This is a genomic window from Clostridium sp. 10cd* (genome assembly GCF_044336395.1).
Classification (GTDB): domain Bacteria; phylum Bacillota_I; class Bacilli_A; order Erysipelotrichales; family Erysipelotrichaceae; genus Clostridium_AQ; species Clostridium_AQ innocuum.
The window spans coordinates 2009722-2034056 of the sequence record NZ_CP172347.1 but is presented as its reverse complement, the minus strand read 5'-3'; the positions used below and the strand labels follow the sequence as shown (position 1 = coordinate 2034056).

Below are 24335 nucleotides of genomic sequence, written 5' to 3'. Positions count from 1 at the left end.
AATCAATCCTCTCTTTCCAGTGAGGAAACGATACAGATACCGTTTGCCTCCATGTTGCGGATACTGAATTCATTGCAGGATACAGCATCATGCACTCCCTCAATATGATAGGTATCCACACAGCTCAGCGGTATGATGATCCGCTGGTCTGTCTTATTATGCTCATTCAGCCATGCATTCAGACATAACGCAAACTGCAGAATGCAGATATCGGTACAGCAGCCGGTGATGACGATATCACGATAACTGTCCATACGCTCCGTTAAAAAGCTTTGAAAATCCGGACACGTAAAGGTATTCGTAGAATTCTTACGCATCAGCTCCTGCACATACGGCTGTAATTCCTGAATAACCTCACTTTCCTTCGTACCGATGACGCAATGAGAGGGGTAGGAATTAAATTCACGCGTCTTTGGCGGATGGGAATCTGCAATAAAAATAACCCGCTGCTCTGCATCACATATCAGGGCTTCAATATGCACGGTTGCCGCATTGATTTCCTCATCATGCAGGGCTCCTTCATGTACAAAGCCTTCGATCATATCCACAACGAATATAACAGGATCCTTCAGCTCCTTCGTGGAAAGAGGCTTATATGCTTCTAAAAACTGTTTACTTACTCTAGCCATAGGGAATCTCCTTTAAACTTTTACCTATACGATATTTATTATAGTCTTTTTTTCTTCAATTTGAAACAGAATACACAAAATTTCATTTTCCTGTAAGCTTACGGCCTGCTGATCATTCGTATAACAGTTGTAAAATTCTGATAGACGAAAAACTGCCGGATACGGTATTTTCAGGTTCCTGCCATTTTATATGCAGTATACTGTTTCTCTTCCACACGCCTTGCATTACAAATCCTTTTTTCTTTTACAAATCACCGATTACTTCACATCCACTTATCAATGTCCGTTTCCTTCCTGTAAAATCCTTATTCCTGCTTCTATGATCCCTTCGAAGGATCCCTCATCCACGCTCCGCTGCCATGCCTACGCACTACTTTTTTGTTTATGGATGAACATGCAGATTGCGCATTCTTACCCGTTTCCCGAGCATTTTGCCGCATCAATGGCAAGAACGATCATAAGTGATAACAACGCGTGTCCATCCTGTCGGATATCCAGCACATAGGTATCTGTGAGGTGAAAAATTTCCTTACTGGCATGCATGATGCATCCATCCTGCTCACTGATGACATCATAATCCCATGCCATGAAATTTCCTTCGATTTTCCAGTCGTTGCAGGACAAGTGATACTTTGGTTTAAAAAACGTAAATTCCCTCTCGATAAAGCCAATACAGCTTCCATTCATATACATGCGAAAGCGTGGAAGAAAGGTAAATACCTCCTCCCGTATTTCTCCGATTTCCTCCCGCATTGCATTATAGATAACCAGACGATGTCCCCAGGACAGCTTTCCTTCCACTGTATATATGGTATGCCCTGCATCATCGTATATATCATAACTGTCAAACCAGGTAAACATGCGCTGTTTGAATAACAGTCTCATAAAATCATTCCCCTTCCTTTTGTTTCATTATACAGGAAACAGCAGAAAAAGAAAAACGAAGCCCTGAAGTTTTTCATTCATAGGCGGCTATGAAAAGAAAGCAGCGCAAAAAAGGATCAGGGATATCGTTTGAAGATACAGCTGATCCTGATTTGATATAGTCCGAAAGCAGATAAGAACTGTTATGAAAACAGATCTAATTGATCCTCATAAAAATAAGGAAAAGAACTGAAAGATAAACAGGGAGACAAGATAAGGAACGAGCAGCATAACTGTCAGAGTTAGGAACAAAAGCTTTTTCCCATATTCGTGATAGACCGCCTGCAAGGTCATAATACAGGGGATACTGAGCAGGACATATACCATGAAGCTGAAGGAGCGGATTCCTGCATCCCTGGAAGTCCATAGAGCACGGATATGGGATACCTGAGCATCTCCCTGCGGCTTGACGGCTACATCGGTGTGCAGAAAGAAGGTGGCACTTTCCTTTAACGCAGTACCTCCCTTATAGAGAATATCACGGATATCCTCGCTGATATTGACAGTAGTAGCTTCCTCATGCACTGCCGGCTGCAGCACGGTGTCAAGAAAGCCGACGATCGTCTCTTTGGCGATAATCCCGCCGGGCAGCGCAGCAACACATTCCCAACGGTCGCCAAATCCAAGCGGTGCAAAGATCGGCTGTACCAGCTTGGCCCCCTGAGCCAGATAGCTGTCCTCCACGCTTCCGCCCGGAAAGTAGGTAAGCCCCCATAATATCACCATGGCCCATAGGACGATGCCGCACGCCTTGCGCACATAGCTTTTCACCTCCTCCCTCACCTTGTGCAGCACAACACGCAGCGAGGGAAGACGGTAGGGTGGAAGCTCCAGTACCAGCATCGCATCATCATGAAAAATCGGAAAGCGGGATGCGATCAGCGCGAGTACAAGAGCAAGCAGGATACCGATTCCATAGATGCTCAGCATCATCAGTGCCGCCTTATCCGGAAAAAAGGCAGAGGCGAACAGTACATATACCGGCAATCTGGCACCGCAGGACATAAAGGGCACCAGCAAGGCTGTCAGACGCTTCTGCTGCTCGTTATCCAGCGTGCGGGTCGCATAGATGGCAGGCACATTGCAGCCGAACCCCAGCATGAGGGAGACAAAGCTTTTTCCGCTGAGGTGAAAGGTATTCATCAGACGATCCAGCAGAAAGGCAATTCGCGCCATATAGCCGCTTTCCTCCAATAGCGATAAAACGAAATACAGAAGCGCCATCAGCGGCACAAAGACAAGCACACCGCCGACCCCTGCCAATATTCCCTGCAGCAGAAACTGCCGCACGACGCTCGGCGCCCATTGCAGAGCAAAGGAAACATAGCGTGCCAGTACATCCTGCAGCAGATAGTCGATATAGGCATTAAGCGGCGCAGACGCCTGAAATACAAAGAGCAGAAGGAAGGAAAAGACCACCAGAAACAGCGGAAGCCCCAGCCATTTATGCAATACGAAAGCATCGATACGTTCACTTTTCGCATATCGCTTTTTCGGATCCTGTACCACATTGTGCATCAGGGATTCCACAGCACGGCAATACCCTGCGCGCACGTTCTCTTCGTTCATATCCCGACACAGCTTCTGCAGCACTACCGGATCCATATGCCAGGCCTCCAGTTGCTTCATGACAAGCACGTCCTCCCGCATACAGCCCATGGCAAGATGATGCAGCAGGCGTGCATCAGCCTCTGCATGCGATGGTACATGCTGTTCGATATACGTATACAGCGATGTATAGATTTCATCTTCTTCCTCATTCAGCAACGGATGATAAAACACCGTCCTTTGCTCCACCTGCCTTTGAATTGCCTGACGCACCTCACGATAATGTCTGCGGTCAAAGGCGGAATACGCCAGTATCTCCATTCCAAGGCGTCTTGAAAGGGCTGCTGTATCGATATGAATACCATAGTCTTTAACCTCATCCATGAAATTGAAAATCAACAGCATGGGAATCTGCAGCTCACGCAGAAACAGCGTCAGCATGAGATTTCGCTGAAGATTGGTCGCATCCAGCACATTGACGATCAAATCGACCTGCTGACTTTGAAGATATGCTGCCGTTATACTTTCCTCATTGCCATTATTCGTCAAGGAATAGGTACCCGGAAGGTCTATAATATGATAGCTGTCTCCTCCCCAGCATACATTGGCTTCTTTTTTTCAACGGTAACCCCCGGCCAGTTTCCAACTTTGAAATCCGCATTGCTGAGCGCATTGATCCACGCACTCTTTCCCACGTTCGGATTTCCGACAAAGGCCACATGATAGTTCATTCCAGCACCTCCCCTTCGATGCAAGCCGCATCCTTATTACGCAAAATCAGCTGATTACCTGCCGCAAAATACAGACACGGATCCTGCATTGGCGCACTGCGCAGCTTGCGTATCTGCATACCCGGATATATCCCAAGATAAAACAGGCGGTCCTTCTCTTTTTTACACATATGGACGTTCGTAACGACCATGGTTTTTCCCACTGCTGCATCACATAGCTTCATAGTTCATCACCTGTTTCTCAGTATAGTATGCATACTGAAAAAACACCGTCATAAAAAGACGATGAAACGCGGTTCTATTTTTCATCTCTTATGAATATATTTTCATTCAAATGAAAAAATTCATTTTTTTATTTTCATTTTGAAGGTTTGCGTATATAATATAAACAGGCTAAAGGAGGAAATTACTATGGCTAAGCTAGATTATGTTAAAGAAGCAGTCGTCAAACGCAATCCGAATGACGCAGAATTCATTCAGGCTGTTGATGAAGTCCTGCTGTCACTGGAAAAAGTCGCAGGTAAACATCCGGAATATATCGAAAAAGGCGTATTCGAAAGAATCGTCGAACCGGAGCGCCAGATCATCTTCCGTGTACCCTGGGTTGATGACAGCGGTAAGCTGCAGGTAAACAGAGGATTCCGTGTGGAATTCAATTCTGCAATCGGACCTTACAAGGGCGGACTTCGTTTCCACCCGAGTGTAAATATCTCTATTATCAAGTTTCTGGGCTTTGAACAGATATTCAAAAACTCTTTGACCGGTCTTCCAATGGGCGGAGGAAAAGGTGGAAGCGACTTTGATCCGAAGGGAAAAAGCGATGCGGAAATCATGCGCTTCTGCCAGAGCTTCATGACAGAGCTGTGCAAGTATATCGGACCGGATACTGATGTTCCTGCAGGTGATATCGGTGTCGGTGGACGTGAAATCGGTTATATGTTCGGACAATACAAGCGCATTCGTAATGAGTTCACCGGTGTTCTGACCGGAAAGGGCTTAAACTGGGGTGGTTCTCTTGCCAGAACACAGGCAACCGGCTATGGTCTGTGCTATTTCACAGAGGCCATGCTGCAGGCGAACGGCACATCCTTCCAGGGCAAGAAAGTCGTTGTCAGCGGAAGCGGAAACGTAGCCATCTATGCTGCGGAAAAAGCAACACAGCTGGGGGCAACGGTAATTGCCATGAGCGATTCCAGCGGTTATATCGTTGATGAAAACGGTGTGAATCTGGATGTGATGAAGGAAATCAAGGAAGTAAAACGCGGACGTATCAGGGAATATGCAGATGCGGTTGCCGGTGCGACTTTCCATGCGTCAGAAAGCATCTGGAATACCCCATGTGACATCGCATTGCCTTGTGCGACACAAAATGAGCTGCATAAGAAGGATGCGGAGACGCTGATCAAAAACGGCTGTATCGCTGTATGCGAGGGTGCCAACATGCCGACAACACCGGATGCCATTGAGGTATTACAGGCAAATAATGTTCTGTATGCTCCGGGCAAGGCAAGCAATGCAGGCGGTGTCGCAACCTCAGGACTGGAGATGTCACAGAACTCCACTCGTCTGTCCTGGACCTTTGAAGAGGTGGATGCCAAGCTGAAGGACATCATGGAAAACATCTTCCGTACAGTGTCTGATACTGCTATGGAATACGGTCTTGGTAAAAACTATATGGCCGGAGCAAATATTGCAGGCTTCATCAAGGTTGCTGATTCCATGATTGATCAGGGTATCGTATAAGTAAAAAAAGATAGGCGGCTGTCATGAGACAGCTGCTTTTCTTATAGCCATTCCTTTTACTCTTTATTCTTTTCTTACAAACCTTTTACGATTCCATGACATTCAATACTCTCTATGTCATCTGTGCTATACTGTTAACAGCTAAGTAAGCATCCATGCGGAACTTACAGAAAGGATAGATATGAAAAAGAAACGCATTTTGTGGATCATCATCGCTATCTTCCTGGTATATACATGCTGCACGTATAGCGGTGCCATGAAGCTTCGAGCATTCCTAATCACAAAGGATTTATCCGTATACATGAACAGCATCCACGTGTCTGCTTTTGGAAAACCGTATTATGTCTTTCAAAAAGCAATGCTTGCCCATGATACAGGGAATGCGATTGGTGTTTTCGAATGTCACCGGTATACTCTTTTTGTGCATGTGGAATATGTCGGATTTCCATAAAATTATTTTTTAATAACCTCTAAATATCTGAAACTCCTTCTTTCCTTGTCATTGTATCGAGCACTGTGCTATGCTTTATTCAAAAGGAGATCAATATGGCAAATACAACAGAGAAAGATAGGGCCTGGGCAGAGGCAAAGAAACGCTGCCGTTTACATACCCGGGATATTCAATTGGCAAAGCAGTTGGGGATATCACCAAAATCACTTCTGAAAAATATCCCTTCCCCAAAAGAACAATGGAAGCTGCCGGTAAAGCAATGGCTTCATGAGCTGGCAAGAAAAAAAGGTCTGATGAAAGATGATAAACTCCCCTTTTAAAGAAGAAAACACAGAAAATTAAACGCTGTGTTTTTCATTCAATAAAAAACACACTGTATCGTGTGTTTATTCGTCAATCTCCATATGACGCTTAATAATTGTGGAAATCATATCCGCTGCCAGCTGCGGATCATCATTGCATACGATGTACTTGTAATTATTAACCATTTTGATTTCCTTACTTGCCTTGGCTAAACGCTGCTGTACAATTTCCTCCGGCTCACTTCTTCTGCCCCGTATCCGTTTTTCCAATTCCTCCATGCTTGGCGGAATAATGAAGATGGTCAGCGCCTCCGGACATTTTTCACGTACCTGTGTAGCGCCCTGTACCTCGATTTCCAGCAATACATTCTTGCCTTCCTTGCGCAGCTTCTCTACCTGTGACATCGGAGTACCATAATAGTTCCCTACAAATTCTGCCCATTCCAAAAGCTCGCCGTCATGGATCGCCTGTTCAAATTCTTCCTTTGTTGTAAATATGTAATCAACGCCATCTTGTTCACCCTGTCTTGGTGATCTGGTTGTCATGGAAATGGAATACGCCAGCTTTAAGGATTCATCATTCATAAAGCAATTACGCACAGTTCCTTTGCCTACACCGCTTGGTCCGCTGATAATAATCAATAAACCTTTTTTCATGAGCACACCCCTTACTATTCTTACATTTATTTTACTAGTGCAGGCAGGGTATGTCAAACGTGTTTCTGTTTTTTTTAGGCTTTTTGAATAAATTAACTACTTTTTAGCTATAATCGTAAAAAAGATTGCACATTTCTTGATCTTTTCACTTAACAGTCATAAAAAGCATTAGTGAATTCCCTTATCTGGACAAATGTTTTGCTTTTTATGAACCTATTTAGCATATAGAGGTTCCTGCTGTTTCGTATCATACGCAGGAATGGATGCGACAAAGACAAGGCAGTCCTTACCGCCGACAAGCGGTGTTCAGCTGCTGAAAGCTATTTAATAACTGTAAGGAATGAATGAAAGCATAAGAAAAAACGCTTCTAGCAAGCGGTTGAGCTACCGAAAGGCCGGGGCTTTTGCGGATGAATTAGATGTGAATGCAATGTATTATTTATATAGTTTCTCATAGACCGACCTCTCCTTTTTTTGTATTTACAGTGTAGCATATATTCTGTCAAAATACAGATTATAAAGAAAATCCTATCTGGAGAAAGAAGAAACACAGATTCCATTTTGGAAACAGTCACACATATCACGCAAGAATTCACTTCGAATCAAAAAAACAGTTCGCAGACAAAGCTTAAAAAAAATTAGAGCAGTATAAGAAATAGAAAACCTCACAAGATAGAAAAGCAATTTCGATTTTATGATTGTATTCAAGCTTCGCTATTCCATAAAGCAGCTGCACATGTGTCTCTTCCTATAGTATAATGCTCAATTCTCTATTTTTCAGCCGCAAACATATGAAAGTTAGCGCTCAGCATGCCCTTTTGGTATGATATAATGGAGCAGCGAGGTGATTTTATGGCATTAGATGGATTACTGCTTCATCAGGTACAGAAAGAGCTGCAGAGCTTTCTGCCTGCCAAGCTAACAAAGCTGCAACAGATCAGCGATACCGAGCTGCTGTTTACAATACGGACACAAAAGGGAACACGACGATTGATGATTTCCTTACACAGCGTATACAACCGTATCAATCTGACTCAGGAATCATATACCACGATGGAGACACCGGGGAATTTTCTCATGCTGCTGCGAAAGCAGATTGACGGAGGAATCCTTCGTTCTCTGAATCAGGTCGGTCTGGATCGCATTTTGCATATGGTGATCGAGGCAAGGGACGAGCTTGGTGATATCCATGACCGGCATCTTTATATCGAACTCATGGGGAAATATGCAAATATGATTCTGGTGGATGAGGAGGGGCATATTCTGGATGCCTTAAAACGCATTCCGCCGTTTGAAAACAACCGCCGCACCATTCATCCGGGAGCGCTTTATCAGCTGCCTGCACCGCATACCGGAAAGCAGGATCCCTATCATTATGAAAAAATAGATCCAAGTGAATCCTTTACCAAACAGTTTCACGGGTTTTCTCCGCTGCTTTCCAGAGAAGTGCAGTATCGTATGGCGCAGGGTGAAAACTTCGATGAAATTCTGGAACAGATTCGTACATCCGATACACTGTATCTGAGTGACGTGCAGGACAAAACCCAGTTTCACTGCATACCTTTGACACATCTGGAGGTGGAAGCACGGCAGTATCCGCTGATGAAGGGTATGGATCTGCTCTTTTTCCAGAAGGAGGAAAAGGTTCGCATCAAGCAGCAGAGTGGTGATCTGTTTCGTGCCGTGCGCAAGGAGCTGCATAAGAATACTTCAAAATACCCAAAACTGCAGCAGACGCTGGAGGAGGCAATGGATTGCGATAAATACAGGGAATACGGTGATTTACTGTTTGCCTACATGGGAAGTATCGAGCGCAGGGAAACCGTCACACTCCCCTCTTTTGAAACTGGTAAGGATATCCATATTCCGTTGGACATGCGCTTTGATATCAAGGGAAATGCCAACCGCTATTATCAGAAATACCACAAGAGCAAGCGGGCACAGGCTATCCTTCAGGAACAGCTTGCCCTATGCGAAAAGGAAATCCGCTACTTTGAATCCATGGAGGTCCAGCTGGAACAGGCGACCGTACAGGATGCTATGGAAATTCGGGAGGAGCTGGCACGACAGGGCTATGTCAAGGCTGTTAAAACCCGCATACGAAAGAAAAAGAAGCAGGAGCTTCCACATTATGAGACCTTTGCATTCGATGACGTATATATCTATGTTGGTAAAAACAATCTGCAAAATGATTACGTTACCTGGCGTCTGGGAAAAAAAAGCGATATGTGGCTGCATACCAAGGATGTGCATGGAGCCCATGTGGTAATCACCTGTGAGCAGCCGGATGAGGAGCTTCTGCGCAATGCCGCCATGCTTGCCGCCTGGTACAGCAACGCCCGCTATTCCTCCAGTGTTCCTGTGAATTACTGCACGATTCGCCAGTTGAAAAAGATTCCCGGAAACAAGGGCAGCTTTGTTTCCCTGTCAAATTACAAAACCATTTATATCGATCCGGAACCGGCACAGATTCAAAAACTGATCGACGAACATCTGATTACACAGAAAAAGCACTAAAAGGATGAAGGCAGAAACAACAGCTTTACAGAAGTTCGCATAGATGCCTGTATCCTAAAAGCTTTCCCCATCCCTGTATCCGTATATGCTGATATGGGGTTCTTTCTTCTTACCTGAGGAATGGTCCAGTATCTGCATAAAAGAAGACTGGAATAATGTTAGCTTCTTTCCCGATTGCGGGTAAGCTTAAAACGGGAGGCTTCAACACGATTGGTTTTATCAATAGAAGTTGAATTCTCCCTGTTGCATACACCCTAAAGTAAGAAAAAACTTAAGTATACATCCTGGCTTTCTGTCATGGAAATCAAACCTATTGCGGATACTCTTTTCTGTGGATACAATTTCATTATCTCAATTATTTTTTTCAATTCTATATTAAGCAGGTTTATTTTCTTCCTGCTTTTCTTATACGAAAAACAGATGAAATCTTTGATACACAGTTGAACTGCAAAACGAATTCATCCTTTTCCATGTACGGCGCAGCTGTTTTTTTCACGATTTCCATATCCTGAGAGAAAGAATCAGCAGTACCTGTTCTCCTAATGATCACATGCTGTTATCGGCTCTGAAAATACAGGCGCAGCCTGTGAATTCCTGCAAACAGTACCCCCTCAGCAAGCACAATACACAATGCGATGCCCAGCAGATCCCAGGGCAATATATACTCCGTATTCGCGCCTGTTAACCCGATATTGGATAATGTAGAAAACATCATTGCACTCAAGACCCCGATGTTAATCAGATAAAGGCCCGCCAGCACCAGCAGCACGACCTGTACCACATCCGGCAGAAATTCCTGCAAAATCAAAAAAAGGTCTGGATGACAGCTCCCATAGCCAGAAACATCAGACAGCCCATCAAAACACCATCAAAAAGGAAATAGCCGCGAAGCAGCTCTGCCGCAGCAATACACACTGCCGTCATCAGCATACTGAACATAAATGCTGCTATCATGATTTTCATACGGGAGAGAACCGGCAGCTCCCGTTTGCTGAAAAGATACATGAGCATACAGGTATACAAAACAAAGACCAATGCCGTATTGACAGAATCAGGAAAAAACAGGCTATAGGCGATACAGGCAACCAGTAAAATCGATGCGGTAAGCTTTTGTGATTTCTGCATACTGCTTCATCTCCTCTTACATTACTATAAAAGCATATAGATACTATACCACATTGCAATGGTTCTCACAAGCCATCATACGTATAGCTTTCCAACATGTAAGAAAGACATCCTCAATTCAGTCATATACCCAAACAGGAATCGTTTTTTGCATTGTGTTTGACCTTTCATTAATTCTTATATGCTTCAGGGTGCGGGCATCATTGTTGAAAAAAAGAAGTAAATTTCCTCTTGTAAGGGGCTATTACTTCTTTTTTACAGATTCATCTGTTCTCCATTATGACGAAGCACTATGTTCGTCTGTATCCATATCAAATAGATAATGCTTACGGATTTTCTCCAGTACCTTCCATACACAGCTCATATTCGGACGAAAGGTCACAAGATCCCCCCTTGTGAACGCATAGGACTGGCCGTCACTGCCACTCACAACTGCTGTTCCTTCGATTATCAGACATGTTTCACAACGTTCATCATATTCCGCATCCCATTGAGTAGGCTCATGTTCCCAAATCGGACAGGATTCCAAGAGCCTGCGTTCCTTATCATTTGGCTTTCTTATGTATACATCTTTCATCATAATCTCCTTTATAAATTCGGGTAATGCTTAGCCTTTACATCAATCCAGGATACCTTTTGATTATCCGGTACCGGCTGGAAATAAGCCTCCAATCCATCCTGGAACATTTCATCCAGCATTTTTGCATCGTTATCATCAAACGAAATCGGTCCGACAATATTTTTTCGTCCAACACCACCGCCAATTCCACCTACCTGCAGGGTAGCATAGCGAAAGCCTGCCTTATAAGCCTTGTAGGCCATAGGCATATTTTTAAACAGGACGAAAATCGGTTCCAGATCACCTAACTGATCCTGCTGCCATCTCTTTCCGGCTTCCTCTGTCGATATCGTTTCCAGTTCAACACCTACCGGACATGCCATTTTATAAATGCTGGACAAAAAGGAATTGTTCGCACCTTCATCATCAACAATATACACCTTTTTACTATTCGTCCTGTACAGCCACTGCGTACATACCTGCCCATGTATCAAACGACTGTCTATTCTGACTAAACCTATGCGTGCCATTTTTCATCACCGTTCCTTAGTTTTCAATTTTGATCCAGTTTTTACCGACAGAACCTGTTACCTTCATATAATCCATCACGCGCTCCTTATAGCCTGCCCACATAATATCGCCTGCCATTCTTGCGCCAATATTCTCTCCGTTCTGATAACGCCCGTCATGGAACAGACAATCCAGTCCATAATTATAAGCATCAGTCCCCATGTTCACCTTCTGTGTACCAATTCGGCAGCATTCCGCAATATTTTCAAACCCTGAGAATGAGCCGCCATGGAATACCAGAGGTACATCCACCAGGTTCTTTATTTCCTTTAATCGCTCAAAATCAATATCCGGTCCCTTTCCGGTATACTCTCCGTGTGCTTCACCAATGGATACCGCTAGACAGTCACAGCCTGATTTCTCAACAAACTCTTTTGCTTTCACAGGATCTGTCAGATATTCATCGCGCTTTTCTTCGTAGTCACAACCATCCGCAATCTGTCCAAATTCCGCTTCCACTGTGATGCCAAGAGGTGCACAGATATTCTTAAACTCCGCGACCTGCCGTGCATTTTCCTCAAAGCTCAATGCACTGCGGTCCACCATAACACCTGTAAATCCGCCATAAATCGCTTTTACACAGGCTTCGAAGCTATCTCCGTGATCCAGATTCAGTGCAATCGGTATCCGTACCTCATTCGCCATTGAACAAATCAGTTTTCCAAAGGAAACAATATCCTTATGATTATCCGGCAAAACATCAATAATAAGAGGTGAATCCAGCTCAACAGCTGCTTCTATACAAACTCTGACAGAGTCTTCATTAAAAACATTCGGTGCCAGAACACCATATCCCCCTTCCTTCGCCTTTTCTAAGATTTCCAACATTGATACCAACATAATTTCATTCCTTCCTTTCTATGCTATGTTCTTCCAGACGCCGAATCAGCTTAAGCATGTCCTGCATGACATTCACTGCAGCATCTTCAAACAGCAACTCATGCTTCTTGTGTTCATAATATTTATAAAAGATATTCTCTGCACCGGCATAGTTTAATTTCCGTATGACGACATCCAACTCACGGGTATAATTGGAAAACACATCCTCATACCCGCTCATAAATAAAATCGGAAGATATTCGGGAAGCTGTGAAATCCAGTCTTCCGTCATATACAGAGAACACAGTGTAATTCTGTTTAACATATACTGCATGGAGTAAGAAAGCTGACAGCAGGCGTCACGTTTCAGCTTTTTCTGTTCACGAGGCTTTGATACTCTCTCTTCAAGAAAGGTATCCATATTATCAATGCCATAATGGGAGAGAATATAGTCTTCCGTTTTTCCAGCCGGTTCCGTATCCGCTTTTTTGCGACATTCCTTTGCATATATGTTCATTGCCTTTCTATACAGAGAGGGAAAACCGTAGTCACCGCATAAGATCAATGCATTGCAATTGCTTGTCATGATTGCATACTGCTTTGCCAGCATACTGCCGAAACCAAAGCCGATCAATGCATGAATATAGGACTTCTTCTGTTCCTTCTTTGGCATGGCATCCTTAACAACCAGATAAAACATTGTTTCCGCATCCTCGATAAAGTGTCTATAGGTATGTCTTGCACTGATTTGACCGGGACCGTTTCTATATACAGACCTTCCATGACCAACCAAATCGTGTCCAAAGGCTGCATAACCATGTTCGGCAAAAAACTGAAGCAGATGCATATAGCGCTCAATATGATCATATAGGTCGTGTAAAATTTGTATATAACCTTTCACCGGGCCATCTGGAAGCCATGCGCAACCATATAGCTCATCCTCGCCATCTCCGCTTAAAAAACGGTATTCCTGCAGCTTCATAAGCCTATCTCCTTAATTTTGCATATTTTTTCTGCATATTGCTTTTTGGTTTTCTAACATTTTTCGAATACAGATTGCGCAGAGCAACGAAGACTAGATATGCTATAACCAGCCAGATCATCCAGGATGATGCAACATCAAACATATCAAATGCTTCTCGTTTTTCCTGCAATCCGAAAGAGGTGTCTACAGATTGTGTCCCCCCCTTGCTGATAAACCAGTAAATTGCAAGTGTGAGCCCTGTCAGCTTAACGAACAGCAGTTTCTTATTCTTCATCACGGAGCCCCTGTTGTATTCCTTCCACATACAATGCAGCAACTACACTTCCCGGATCGACCATACCAATGGAATTTTCCTGACGGAATGCCAGCCTTCCATGCCTTGCCTGCATCATTTTAGCTTTCTCCACACCTTCTCTTGCAGCAGTGACAGCACATTGCAAGGCTCTTGCTTTCCCTTCATCTACATGCTCAGCATAGGCACGCTGTGCCGGACAAAGCGCATCAAGAAATGTTTTCTCCCCCTCTTTTGCACCGCCGAGTGTCATGACACCTTCTATCATTGCCTGAAACAATACCGCAAGCTCAGCATCCTTCAGTTCTTCTTTTCCTTTCAGCTGTTTTCCAATCTTCATAAAGCCGCTGGAAATGAGTGTCCCCATGGAAGATGAGGCGATGCTGTTAAATTTTTTTCCTGCCATATATATCATTTTACCAATATCATGTTCATCACTATCCGTGACAAATTCATCCGCAATGCGAAATCCATCGCGCATAACAACACCGAGATCTCCATCTCCACCAGCAGAATCCAGCGCAGTCAATTGCTCTACATGCTCCTGAAATATCAAATTCCATGCGTGGAATACACGCTTTATACCCTCTGTTTTCATTTTGACTCTCCAAACTGTTTAAACATCGGGGTATCTGCCGCAGCATCCATCAATCGCTTCAGTTCCTCATCAACCTTCAGTAAAGAGATAGACAAGCCGGTCATTTCCAGTGATGTCGCATATTCTCCGACATACGTTCTATGAACTCGTATTCCCGCATCTTTTAGCAAACGGTGTACCAGCCCAGTAATCAGATACTGTTCTTCTAATGGAGTAGCTCCCAGACCGTTGATCAATACACACACCTCATCATCATGCCGCAGCTGCAAATCCTGCATAACAGGCGGTACAATTTCCTTTACGATATCATCCGCCGAGCAAATCTTTCCTCTGCGAAGCCCTGCTTCTCCATGAATTCCCATACCGATTTCCATTTCATCATCCGCTATCGTAAAGCTGGGATGACCGATTCTTGGGACAGTGCAGGGGCTCAAAGCAACACCCATGGTTGCCACGAGTAGCTTTGTTTTTTCTGCAATCCGGTACACCTCATCCAGTGGCAGCATTTCCGCAGCAGCTGCACCTGCACATTTATACACAAAGAAAATGCCTGCAACACCTCGACGAATATTTTTTTCCTGTTCCTTTGCACGTGGACCGCTTGCCACATCCTCACCGGCAATCGACAGACATACTTCAATATCCTCCTCCATCTCTGCCATTTCCGCAGCCATCTGAAAATTAAAGATATCCCCGTTATAATTTCCAAAGATATAGAGAACTCCCGCTCCGGAATCAATGGCTTTTGTGACGTCAAGCATCTGTTCTGAGCTTGGTGATTGAAAGACATCACCTACACTGCAGCCATCCAGCATTCCTTTACCGACATATCCCAGAAACAGCGGAAGATGACCGCTTCCTCCACCTGTTGCGATTCCTACCTTTCCTGCAATTTTATGCTTGGTTATCAGGCAATGCGCATCCTCATTCACACACGTATAATACGACGGATGTGCCGCATACAGCCCGTACAGCATTTCATCAATAAAGCGCTCCGGCTGATTGATAAATTTTTTCATAGTCAATTCTGCTTCCTCCTTTTTGAATTACACACCCAGAATACCCAGACCTCCAAGTGCGATGGCAATTACCAGCAGTACCAGCGTAACCTTTAACACGGTGCCGCCTTTCTTCAGATAAGCGTAAACACCAAAGACTGCAAGAAGTGAGAGTATACCCGGGGCAATCGGATTAAACAGCAGCTCCTGAATACTGATCATATCCTTTGCCCCGTATGGAATTTCATAGATAACAGCTACATTGACGTTTTGTGCTGCCATAGTACCCATCACAAACAATCCGACAATAGAGAAGAAGGTTACGATTTTCTGCACTGCATTATTTTGCAGTATATTCATTGCTGAATCGGTTCCCAGCTTATAGCCCATGTTGAACATGAATTTACCTTCCGATACGAGAATGACATAGAGTAGAATATCATCTACAATGGGTGCCCACAGCATCCCCTGCTGCGCAAAGCCCATAAAGAAGGTGGAGATAAGTGGCTTCAATGTCGCATAATTCAGGGTATCACCAACACCGGCAAAAGGCCCCATCATGCCGTTTTTAACACTGTTGATCAGATCTTCGGAAATCAGCTGATCTTCAGGCACCTGATCCCGCTTTTGTATCGCTCTTTGCTCTTCCAGTGATGTAATAATACCGGGAATGATACCACCAATCATATTTTCTGTGATAAAGAACTGCATATGTCGTTTCAATCCTTTGATTTGTTCTTCCTTGTCATCCGGATACAGCTCTTCCAATGCCGGTGCCATGGTTAAACACATCCCCATTGCCTGTAAACGCTCAACATTATCCACATGGCAGACATGCAGGCGCCAGTTGAACCAAACCTTTTTCAAGGTTTTCCTGCTAAGAATATGTGTTGCCTTGGATTCCGCATTTTTGAGATTGAGTAAATCCGCAAACAGGCTTCCATTGTCTGTTTCCTTTTTTGTAAAAATCGTATAGAGCCAGGCAATAAAAATACCAAGCAGACAGCCCGGTACCGCTCCCAGACCGGAATATTGAGCAAAGAAGAAGCCTGCGATAAAGAACGGTATTAGCTGTCCCTTTCCGATGACCAGAATGACCATGGCAAATCCGAGTGCAGGCAGCAGTCCGCCTGCCAGAGAGAACATGTTGTTTGCCCAATCCGGAAGGCCGTTCATCAGAACACCCAGACTGTTTACGCCGTATTTCAATACGATGGTCATCGGCACCAGGAAAATCACCGCACGAATGAGTGGTCCGTAAAGCAGTGAGGTACGGGTAAGCTCTTTTACATTTCCGGTTTCCACTGCTTTATCCGCATGATGTACCGTCCAAACCATAGCCAAACGCTTTACTGTGTGCAGCTGCGCCATGATCAGTGCAGCTGCCGAAGAAATCACCAGACCCTGATCCAGCGATATGCCTGCCGTTATGACCATGGCCGTCGTCACAATACCGGCCGCTTCTTTGTCCACCGGCATAGCGCCTCCAACGGCAGTGAGTGCCAGATACAGCGGCTGAATAGTTCCACCAACAATACAGCCCTTTACCGGATCCCCCAAAATAACACCGGTAAGCAGTGAGATAAGCATTAAATCACAGAAGCAGTAGGTGAACGGTACAAAGATTTCACCTGCTGCCAGCCAATACAGCATCGCAAGTAAGATTGCTTGTAATAATGTCATTTTTTCCTCTCCTTTTTTCTAATGTATGCATACGTCTTCCATCCCTTATGCAGGCAAAATCACATTCTGAATACCTCCTTTCCCTATTTCTACCATGTGCTCTGCCGCTTCTTCCAAAGACATATCATCGAATTGAAATAATACTTCTAAGACCATTCCCAGATTCAAGCCGGTTACCAGACGGTAGCGGCAATGCTGAAATGCCATAAGCAGACTGTTGCAGGGACTTGCTCCGAATAAATCCGCCAACAGCAAATATTCACCATCTCGATCCTCATCGATCAGCTCCTCTGCCTTTTTGATAAATGCCTGCGGATCCATATTCTCCTTCATTCCGATGGCATGAATACAGGACGTCTGTTCTGTTCCGGCTATCATCCGAACAGTTTCTAAAAAGGCCTCTGCCAGATTCCCATGCGCTCCAATAACGATATGTTTCATTTTGACTCCTCCTTTTTGTTTCAAAAGTTTTTAATTAAATCTGTTTTTATGAAATCGTTTCCATTTACAATTACATTGTATATTTTACAGTATATTAGTCAATAGATTTCTTTTTAATTCTGAAATCAAATCTTTTTACTATTGATTCAAAATTTATATCACTTCCGAATTGTTTTGTTTCAAAAATTTACAAGCACATAAAAAAAAGACATATCATCAGACATGCCCGTATTTCTTTATTCAGTATCAAAACGGTTAACTTCTATGATCTTACCAATCTTTAACTTATGATTAAGATCACGATCAATCTTATCTGTAACCAGAGCATCGAAATCCTGAAACACGCCATATTGATAACGTGATGTTCGTTCAAACTTAACTGCCAGCGTAATCAAGATTTTACATTTACTTCTTCGCAATATGATTTCATTTAAAAACATTGCATCTTCTGTCTGTGTCCCGGGACCATCAAATCCAAGACAGCCATCCGTTCCAAAAATCGCAGCATCATAAGAAAACCGACTCGCCATATCGGATACAAACTGCCCCTCTGTACGATTTCCGCTTCGTGAATACTTCCCACCGAGAAAGACTACCTCATTTCTGCTTTCCTTTAATTCATTCATCATTTCAAAACAGTTCGTGATAATCAGTAAATTCTTGCGAAAGCTAAAGAGCTTCCCAAGCGGAAGTGCTGTAGAGCTGGGGTCAACGAAAACAACATCGTCATCGTGAATAAAGTTGATTACTTCCATACAGATTGCCTTTTTTATCTCAATTTTTTCCTGTGTTCGAACATCGATCGGTACATCGGTAAATGAATTACGTAAAACAGCACCGCCGTGCGTACGAAATAAAATGCCTTTTCTCTGTAAGAACTCCAAATCTTTACGAATGGTTTCCATTGTCACTCCAAAGCAGTCGGATAGTTCCTTAACACTTGCCTTCCCATGCGATAGTAAATAGTTTGATATTTCATCAAGCCTTTTTTCCAATCTCTTTTCCATACCCCAACTACGACAGACAACTGTATGCCCGTCATTCTCCTTTCGCAATCAAAATATTATATATTCCCTATCAAGAAATTCCCAATTTCTTATGTCTATATTCATTATACAATGTTTTTTTCATGTCGTGAAGACAGCATTCCTTGCAGAATAAAAAATAGGACACCTTCATGTCCTATAACAATACGATATTATGCTTTTCACATTCCTCCCGCATGGCATCGCTCCACTGGGAAACCTGTACTTCTCCGATATGTGCTTTGTTTAATAAAATCAAACAAATTCTGGACTGACCAATACCTCCGCCAATGGTTAACGGCAGCTCATCCTGCAACAGCATTTTGTGAAACGGCAGATTCTTACGCTCCTCACAGCCTGCTTTTTTCAACTGCTCTGCCAATGCTTTAGCATCCACGCGGATCCCCATACTGCTTATTTCCAGTACGGTATCCAGCACCGGATAATACAGAAGGATATCACCGTTTAATGCCCAGTCATCATAATCCGGGGCACGTCCGTCATGCTTTTCCCCGCTGTTCAGGGTATCTCCGATTTTCATCAGGAAGACAGTTCTATGCTGCTTTACAATCTCATACTCGCGCTCTTTTGGTGTCAGATCAGGAAAGCGGTCCTCCAGCTCCTGTGCAGTGATGAAATACACATCCTCCTGAATAAACGGCATGAGATTTTCATAAACGATATCCAGCTCCTTCTCCGTTTCCTTCAATGCCTTCATAATATTACGTACAGTCATTTTCAGAAACTCCATCGTCCGATTCTCCCGACTGATTATCTTTTCCCAGTCCCACTGATCGACATAGCAGGAATGCAGATTATCCAGCACCTCATCCCGTCGGATTGCATTCATATCGGTATAAATTCCTTTACCTACATTCAGATTGTACCGCTTCAAAGCCATACGCTTCCATTTCGCAAGAGAATGAACAATCTGATAGTCCTCACCCTCAATTTCCATGATATCAAACGCTACCGGACGCTCAGTACCGTTCAAATCATCATTCAATCCGCTGCTTTTGGAAACATACAGGGGTGCGGATATACGCATCAGATTCAAATGATGCGCCAGACGACGTTCAAACAGGTCCTTGACATATTTGATGGCGATTTCCGTGGATATGATATCCAGCTTGTTTTCATAATATTTTGGTATGATCAGATCTTCAACTGCCATAGCTTCACTCCTCTTTCATATACCTTCTTATTATACATGATTTTATTTCCAAAATATATCTTTTTTTGAAATATTTTTCAATATCCTTAACTAATTTACAATTCCTTTCATTTCGATATATACAGAAGGAAGCACACGATTCAATCAGCTTTTCGCATATCGGAGAGATACAAGAAAAGAGGATGTCACACGCTTGGAAATTCAAACGTTCTTTATCCTCTTGCCTACACTATTTCATCCGTTTACATTTTCTCATACACAGCCTGTAAAAGAATACAACACACATGTCCTACTTATACTTTTTAAACATGTACAGCTTTCCGAATTCCTCTCTTTGAAATCCATTTGCCTCCAGCACATGCATGGAAGCGGTGTTGCGTTTTTCAACCAGTGCATAAATGGAGAGCACCTGCAGCGTATCAAAGGCCTCCTCGCACAAAGCACGAACCGCCTGCTGCATGATTCCCTTATGCCAGTAATGTACACCCAGCCAATAGGACAGCTCCGCACTGCTGCTGGTCTTTTTTTCACATTCCAGAAAGCCGCAAACACTGCCGTCCAGCTCCACCGCACGAAATAAATACCGCTGCGGATCTGCATGCTGATAAAAATGAATCGTTGATACGGCATTAAGAAAGGTATCCGGATACAGGAATTTCCAGACTCTTTTTTTTAAATAATACGGATGCATGGACAAGCTGTGCAGCTCCATCGCATCCTCTACATCCCAGGGACGTACCATAACTGTCATATTCATCACCATGATATAGTATGCACCTTTCTGCATGGTGTAAACTCTATTACCTGTTGTTATATGACATTGAGCTTCATTTTGATACAGTATGTAGATATCTCCAACCACAAAACCGATACCGATTCCGGTATATGCCTTCAGTGTTTCCGTATATCAGCCGCAGGATAGATATGCTTAAAGCCTTATAATCATTTCCGTAAGGACCTGTTTTCAGCCGGACAATGCCTCACGTGTTACAAAAATCTCCTTACTAGTCATCATCCTGTGGATCAAAGCCTCCTGTACCTGCAAATTCGATCGATTAGATTTTTTCTTCCTGTTCAAATAAATTGAAATTCACTGCAGCGCTATCGTCAGGTAATGGCATGTCCAATACAAAATCCAGCCATTCCTGAAAGCTTTCCATGCCGTCATCACCTCTTTAACATTCGTATAGTATCCTATCTGTCTTCATTATGACTAGACATGGAAAAAGAGTAATGTTTTCATATCGTGCTAAAACGGCATCTTATCCTTATTCTTCCATCGGCTGAAATCCAGAGAAAGCTCATAAATTTTACGGATAATGATATAGGTACATGTTACCATTACGGAACATAAAAATGCAAGGCAGATCTGAATTCTATACATATCAAAACTCACTCCTGTCAGACCAAGCATAAGCAGTAATAAATCGGCAAATATACCTGCAAGGATTGCAAATGCCAGAAAGGATGCAATTGCCGTTAACAGCACTTTTTTTAAGGATAACATTTCTCACACTCCTCTCTATAAACGTAACTGACTACATTGTAATTCACTTATTTTTGTATTATAATCTTTCTTCGCCATTCATAATAACCCGGTGACAGACTGTGCAGTAATATGCAGCTATAGCAGCGGGATACAAGGTTTGCTCTGCCAGCAGCACCTCCTGATCATTTGCAGGCTGCATCCTCACAAGGTGCTTTTTTTCAGAGAAAATACTATTGGAAGCGGCCTGTACAAACCCTGCTTTCATTTCCTTACCGCAATATGGACGAAGCATTTTCATTCCTCCTATTTCGGCAGATGTGAAACTATAGAAGCTTGGCAGTCCTTCTGCCCAGTGGTGTATACGTTCGCTTTTTATTCCTCTATATCCAATGGAACAACTGGCTTCCATGGTTTGAATATGACCCAGCCCCCATCCATAGCCAGCTCTATCTCCTGATCCCCTATCTGATAGCTGATACCGATAGCGAAGTTGGATTGATTATCCTTTTTCGGTATTTCTGTCCGCCCTACCATGCTGTCGATTTCTCCATCCATCATACCGCAGCGCAGACTTTCATTATCGGTTTTCTTCGTATTGTAATACAGCTGTCCGTTTACCATAAGCAGCTGCTCACTGCTTTCCGCTTTCACTATTTTCCCCTGGACGGTCTCAGCCTCTGTATCCTTGCAGCCGCCAAGGATACAGATACTAAACAGAAGAACCATATATCCCCATGTTTTCAACTTTCTCACTCCTTACTTCCATACTACTGCATCTTTAGTCACAGCGAAGAAAGAGCAGTCGCTGAATATCTTCCATATGAGCTTCCTCACATACACGATAGTGTATCCAGCCGCCGTTGCCACAGGGATATCTGTTATCAACATATTCCTTTGCATAAGGCTGCAGCTGCTCATATACCGATGCAAATTGTGTATCCGATAACCGCAGCATGACGGTAAAAGCACCCGCTTCCGGAAACACATTGCACATCAGCTTGTTACGCTTACGATGCGCAATTCCCCAGCCGTAATGGTTACCATAGGGAAAGGTAATGTCCTGATGCGTTGCAAATGTTTCCATGAGCCATGTATTCAAACCGGCAAACAGCTCCCCACATTCCTTGCAGTGCATACACATTTCGTTATACTGAGGCTGTTCCTGCTTATTCAACATTCTTTCATACATAAACCGATCTCCTGCCATTCGATTGTTTTTTTCATTATAGCACACTTTCAACCATATGTAATTCTCTGTTCACCGTATTTTCCTTAAAATATGAAAGGAGCATCCTTCATTGCGAAAGAATACTCCTTGACTTCATTGATTAAGCTTTTACCTTAACACAGGTACCATCCGGTCCCGGTGTTGTGTTCAGATATTCAGCGATGGCTGCTTTCTGATCCGGTTTACAAGGCTTGCAGGTACCGACAACAGTGACTTCACCCTCTACCAGTGCCTCGGCAAGTCCGCTGCAGCCCGCATACCCGCAGCTGCCGCAGTTGTAGTTTGGCAGCATGCTGCTGACCTTTTCAATACGCTCATCGACTTCAACGCTTAAGAATCTATCCGCAATTCCCAGCCCAAGACCAAGAATTGCCCCCAGAACAAGCATCATAACGATTGCAGTTACCATGTGACGACCCCTTTCTATTCCTCATGTGCAGGGTTGTTGCAGCAGGAATGATCATGACAGCCCTTGCACTGTGCTTTCAAATCCTCACATCCCTTGGGAAGCGGTGTTTTGTGATTGAAGTAAAACACCAGCGCATAAACTGCACCGAGTGCCCCCAGATACAGGACGGGAAGTAATGCCTTCATATTAAACCAGACCCATCAGTCCGCTGAAGGCAAGTGCCATGATTGCTGCAACGATCAGGGCAATCGGATTTCCTTTCCAGGAAAGCGGCGTATCACAGGCATCCAGACGCTCACGTATTGTAGAGAAGATGTACAGCACCATCGTGAAACCAACAGGAATCGCAATGGAATATGTCAGCATCTCCGCGAAGTTATAACCGCTGGTGATGTTATTCAGTGTCACATTCAATACGACACAGTTTGTCGTGATCAGCGGCAGGTAGACACCAAGTGCCTTATACAGGGAAGGACTCAGCTTCTTAATGATCATTTCGACCAGCTGAACCAGTGCGGCAATGACCAGAATGAACGTGATCAAATCCATATACTGAAGTCCCAGCGGATCCAGTACCATATAATACAAACCATAGGTAACTAATGATGCAGCTACGATTACAAAGGTAACGGCAGCACCCATACCGATGGCAGAGCTGCTCTTCTTGGATACCCCCATAAACGGGCACATACCAAGGAACTGATTCAGGACGACGTTGTTAATGAAGACAAACGTAATCAGCATCACAAATAAATTGCTCCAGTTCATCGTTTATTTCGCCTCCTTTTCCAGCTTCTTCGCCTTATTCTGCTGGTGAGACTTATAGGCAGCCAGTCCCGCAGCCAGACATGCAAACGTACAGAATGCACCAAACGGCTGAGAGAACATGGAGATTGCAAAGTCTTCCGGAATAATACGGATTGAGAAAATATTCTGTGCAGCATCGAACGGATTGTCAAAGGACAGGATTCCCGTTGCGATAATCTGACGGATTGCGGACATCAGGATGATGGATACGGTGTACCCAAGTCCCATGCCAAGTCCGTCAAGTGCAGAATCAAACACACCGTTTTTGCTGGCAAAGGCTTCCGCACGGCCCAGAATAATACAGTTTACAACAATCAGCGGGATGAAGACACCCAGCGCAGAATCCAGACTCGGCGCATATGCCTTAATCAGCATCTGGATGATTTTTACAAGTGTTGCAATGATAACGATATACACCGGAATACGGATTTCCGATGGTGTAATATTACGAATCAGGGAAATGATCACATTGGACATGATCAATACTACGATAACAGCAACTCCCATACCGATGGCATTGTTCAGCGTGGTCGTAATGGCCAGGGTGGAACAAAGTCCCAGATACAGGGAGAATACAGGATTTTCACGGATGAATCCTGCTGTAAAATTCTCTTTACGGTTCATTCTTCAT

Annotated in this window: 30 protein-coding genes and 1 pseudogene; 4 read left to right on the top strand and 27 right to left on the bottom strand. The window is 43.8% G+C overall.

The features are described from left to right. Positions 1 to 2: 2 nt before the first annotated feature. From ACG3M1_RS09985 to ACG3M1_RS09970, 4 genes and pseudogenes are all read right to left on the bottom strand, one after another. Entirely contained in the window at positions 3 to 629 is a 627-nt protein-coding gene (locus ACG3M1_RS09985; protein WP_257339359.1) for a cysteine hydrolase family protein, read from the bottom strand. Between the two features lie 411 nt (positions 630 to 1040). Then, complete coding sequence (locus ACG3M1_RS09980) at positions 1041 to 1514, bottom strand: LURP-one-related/scramblase family protein (protein ID WP_008819434.1); 474 nt, start codon at positions 1512 to 1514, stop codon at positions 1041 to 1043. 207 nt (positions 1515 to 1721) lie between these two features. Further along, positions 1722 to 3832: pseudogene (feoB, locus tag ACG3M1_RS09975) on the bottom strand (ferrous iron transport protein B). Beyond that, entirely contained in the window at positions 3829 to 4056 is a 228-nt protein-coding gene (locus ACG3M1_RS09970; RefSeq protein ID WP_009269328.1) for a FeoA family protein, read from the bottom strand. The pseudogene feoB and the gene ACG3M1_RS09970 overlap by 4 nt, the downstream one beginning before the upstream one ends. A gap of 187 nt (positions 4057 to 4243) precedes the next feature. On the opposite strand from ACG3M1_RS09970, the gene gdhA reads away from it, so the two are divergent. The 3 genes from gdhA to ACG3M1_RS09955 all read left to right on the top strand — a co-directional run bounded on the left by gdhA (position 4244) and on the right by ACG3M1_RS09955 (position 6346). After that, positions 4244 to 5575, top strand: coding sequence for an NADP-specific glutamate dehydrogenase (gene gdhA / locus ACG3M1_RS09965; RefSeq protein WP_395815371.1), 1332 nt, complete (start codon positions 4244 to 4246; stop codon positions 5573 to 5575). A 181-nt stretch (positions 5576 to 5756) separates the two neighbouring features. Continuing rightward, positions 5757 to 6026, top strand: a complete 270-nt coding sequence (locus ACG3M1_RS09960) for a hypothetical protein (protein ID WP_055200614.1) — start codon at positions 5757 to 5759, stop codon at positions 6024 to 6026. Positions 6027 to 6121: 95 nt separating this feature from the next. Next, positions 6122 to 6346, top strand: a complete 225-nt coding sequence (locus ACG3M1_RS09955; RefSeq protein ID WP_002608608.1) for a hypothetical protein — start codon at positions 6122 to 6124, stop codon at positions 6344 to 6346. 66 nt (positions 6347 to 6412) lie between these two features. On the opposite strand, the gene gmk is transcribed toward ACG3M1_RS09955, so the two are convergent. Then, positions 6413 to 6985, bottom strand: coding sequence for a guanylate kinase (gmk, locus tag ACG3M1_RS09950; RefSeq protein ID WP_002608607.1), 573 nt, complete (start codon positions 6983 to 6985; stop codon positions 6413 to 6415). A gap of 852 nt (positions 6986 to 7837) precedes the next feature. On the opposite strand from gmk, the gene ACG3M1_RS09945 reads away from it, so the two are divergent. After that, the gene (locus tag ACG3M1_RS09945) at positions 7838 to 9502 is read left to right on the top strand and encodes an Rqc2 family fibronectin-binding protein (RefSeq protein ID WP_055200616.1); all 1665 of its coding nucleotides are present in this window, start codon (positions 7838 to 7840) and stop codon (positions 9500 to 9502) included. A 556-nt stretch (positions 9503 to 10058) separates the two neighbouring features. Here ACG3M1_RS09945 and ACG3M1_RS09940 read toward each other — a convergent pair. The 22 genes from ACG3M1_RS09940 to rsxE all read right to left on the bottom strand — a co-directional run bounded on the left by ACG3M1_RS09940 (position 10059) and on the right by rsxE (position 24328). Beyond that, positions 10059 to 10310, bottom strand: a complete 252-nt coding sequence (locus ACG3M1_RS09940) for a hypothetical protein (RefSeq protein WP_009269330.1) — start codon at positions 10308 to 10310, stop codon at positions 10059 to 10061. Next, on the bottom strand, positions 10307 to 10627 hold the full coding sequence (locus ACG3M1_RS09935; protein WP_055200618.1) for a hypothetical protein: 321 nt from the start codon (positions 10625 to 10627) through the stop codon (positions 10307 to 10309). The genes ACG3M1_RS09940 and ACG3M1_RS09935 overlap by 4 nt, the downstream gene beginning before the upstream one ends. Before the next feature lie 277 nt (positions 10628 to 10904). Then, positions 10905 to 11207, bottom strand: a complete 303-nt coding sequence (locus ACG3M1_RS09930; protein WP_395815368.1) for a cupin domain-containing protein — start codon at positions 11205 to 11207, stop codon at positions 10905 to 10907. An 8-nt stretch (positions 11208 to 11215) separates the two neighbouring features. Further along, the gene (locus tag ACG3M1_RS09925) at positions 11216 to 11716 is read right to left on the bottom strand and encodes a PTS system mannose/fructose/N-acetylgalactosamine-transporter subunit IIB (protein WP_055200621.1); all 501 of its coding nucleotides are present in this window, start codon (positions 11714 to 11716) and stop codon (positions 11216 to 11218) included. A gap of 16 nt (positions 11717 to 11732) precedes the next feature. Then, the gene (locus ACG3M1_RS09920; RefSeq protein WP_008819443.1) at positions 11733 to 12596 is read right to left on the bottom strand and encodes a class II fructose-bisphosphate aldolase; all 864 of its coding nucleotides are present in this window, start codon (positions 12594 to 12596) and stop codon (positions 11733 to 11735) included. A gap of 4 nt (positions 12597 to 12600) precedes the next feature. Further along, positions 12601 to 13557 (bottom strand): alpha/beta hydrolase, encoded by a 957-nt coding sequence (locus ACG3M1_RS09915; protein ID WP_395815365.1) that lies wholly within the window; start codon positions 13555 to 13557, stop codon positions 12601 to 12603. Between the two features lie 4 nt (positions 13558 to 13561). Beyond that, complete coding sequence (locus ACG3M1_RS09910; RefSeq protein WP_008819445.1) at positions 13562 to 13834, bottom strand: hypothetical protein; 273 nt, start codon at positions 13832 to 13834, stop codon at positions 13562 to 13564. Beyond that, a complete protein-coding gene (locus ACG3M1_RS09905; protein ID WP_008819446.1) occupies positions 13824 to 14450 on the bottom strand; it encodes a dihydroxyacetone kinase family protein in 627 nt (208 codons plus the stop codon). Before ACG3M1_RS09905 ends, ACG3M1_RS09910 begins: the two co-directional genes overlap by 11 nt. After that, entirely contained in the window at positions 14447 to 15469 is a 1023-nt protein-coding gene (locus ACG3M1_RS09900) for a dihydroxyacetone kinase subunit DhaK (protein WP_021420248.1), read from the bottom strand. The genes ACG3M1_RS09905 and ACG3M1_RS09900 overlap by 4 nt, the downstream gene beginning before the upstream one ends. Positions 15470 to 15496: 27 nt before the next feature. Beyond that, a complete protein-coding gene (locus ACG3M1_RS09895) occupies positions 15497 to 17131 on the bottom strand; it encodes a PTS system mannose/fructose/sorbose family transporter subunit IID (protein ID WP_008819448.1) in 1635 nt (544 codons plus the stop codon). A gap of 45 nt (positions 17132 to 17176) precedes the next feature. Beyond that, on the bottom strand, positions 17177 to 17572 hold the full coding sequence (locus ACG3M1_RS09890; RefSeq protein WP_008819449.1) for a PTS sugar transporter subunit IIA: 396 nt from the start codon (positions 17570 to 17572) through the stop codon (positions 17177 to 17179). Between the two features lie 236 nt (positions 17573 to 17808). Beyond that, positions 17809 to 18579 (bottom strand): DeoR/GlpR family DNA-binding transcription regulator, encoded by a 771-nt coding sequence (locus ACG3M1_RS09885; protein WP_009587471.1) that lies wholly within the window; start codon positions 18577 to 18579, stop codon positions 17809 to 17811. Between the two features lie 175 nt (positions 18580 to 18754). Further along, entirely contained in the window at positions 18755 to 19771 is a 1017-nt protein-coding gene (asnA, locus tag ACG3M1_RS09880; RefSeq protein ID WP_008819451.1) for an aspartate--ammonia ligase, read from the bottom strand. A 289-nt stretch (positions 19772 to 20060) separates the two neighbouring features. Next, positions 20061 to 20558 (bottom strand): GNAT family N-acetyltransferase, encoded by a 498-nt coding sequence (locus ACG3M1_RS09875; protein ID WP_002608593.1) that lies wholly within the window; start codon positions 20556 to 20558, stop codon positions 20061 to 20063. Between the two features lie 462 nt (positions 20559 to 21020). Beyond that, positions 21021 to 21278 carry a hypothetical protein gene (locus tag ACG3M1_RS09870; RefSeq protein ID WP_008819452.1) on the bottom strand — a complete coding sequence of 86 codons (258 nt, stop codon included), beginning with the start codon at positions 21276 to 21278 and terminating at the stop codon, positions 21021 to 21023. Between the two features lie 58 nt (positions 21279 to 21336). Next, on the bottom strand, positions 21337 to 21552 hold the full coding sequence (locus ACG3M1_RS09865) for a PF20097 family protein (protein ID WP_008819453.1): 216 nt from the start codon (positions 21550 to 21552) through the stop codon (positions 21337 to 21339). 80 nt (positions 21553 to 21632) lie between these two features. After that, positions 21633 to 22013 carry a hypothetical protein gene (locus ACG3M1_RS09860; RefSeq protein ID WP_224727324.1) on the bottom strand — a complete coding sequence of 127 codons (381 nt, stop codon included), beginning with the start codon at positions 22011 to 22013 and terminating at the stop codon, positions 21633 to 21635. Between the two features lie 25 nt (positions 22014 to 22038). After that, complete coding sequence (locus tag ACG3M1_RS09855; RefSeq protein ID WP_008819455.1) at positions 22039 to 22449, bottom strand: DUF3788 family protein; 411 nt, start codon at positions 22447 to 22449, stop codon at positions 22039 to 22041. A 139-nt stretch (positions 22450 to 22588) separates the two neighbouring features. Beyond that, a complete protein-coding gene (locus ACG3M1_RS09850) occupies positions 22589 to 22897 on the bottom strand; it encodes a (Fe-S)-binding protein (protein ID WP_002608587.1) in 309 nt (102 codons plus the stop codon). Between the two features lie 14 nt (positions 22898 to 22911). Further along, positions 22912 to 23082, bottom strand: coding sequence for a hypothetical protein (locus ACG3M1_RS09845; RefSeq protein WP_009272898.1), 171 nt, complete (start codon positions 23080 to 23082; stop codon positions 22912 to 22914). 1 nt (position 23083) lies between these two features. Then, a complete protein-coding gene (locus ACG3M1_RS09840) occupies positions 23084 to 23665 on the bottom strand; it encodes an electron transport complex protein RnfA (RefSeq protein WP_002608586.1) in 582 nt (193 codons plus the stop codon). A 3-nt stretch (positions 23666 to 23668) separates the two neighbouring features. Beyond that, positions 23669 to 24328, bottom strand: coding sequence for an electron transport complex subunit RsxE (rsxE, locus tag ACG3M1_RS09835; RefSeq protein ID WP_002608585.1), 660 nt, complete (start codon positions 24326 to 24328; stop codon positions 23669 to 23671). Positions 24329 to 24335 lie beyond the last annotated feature (7 nt).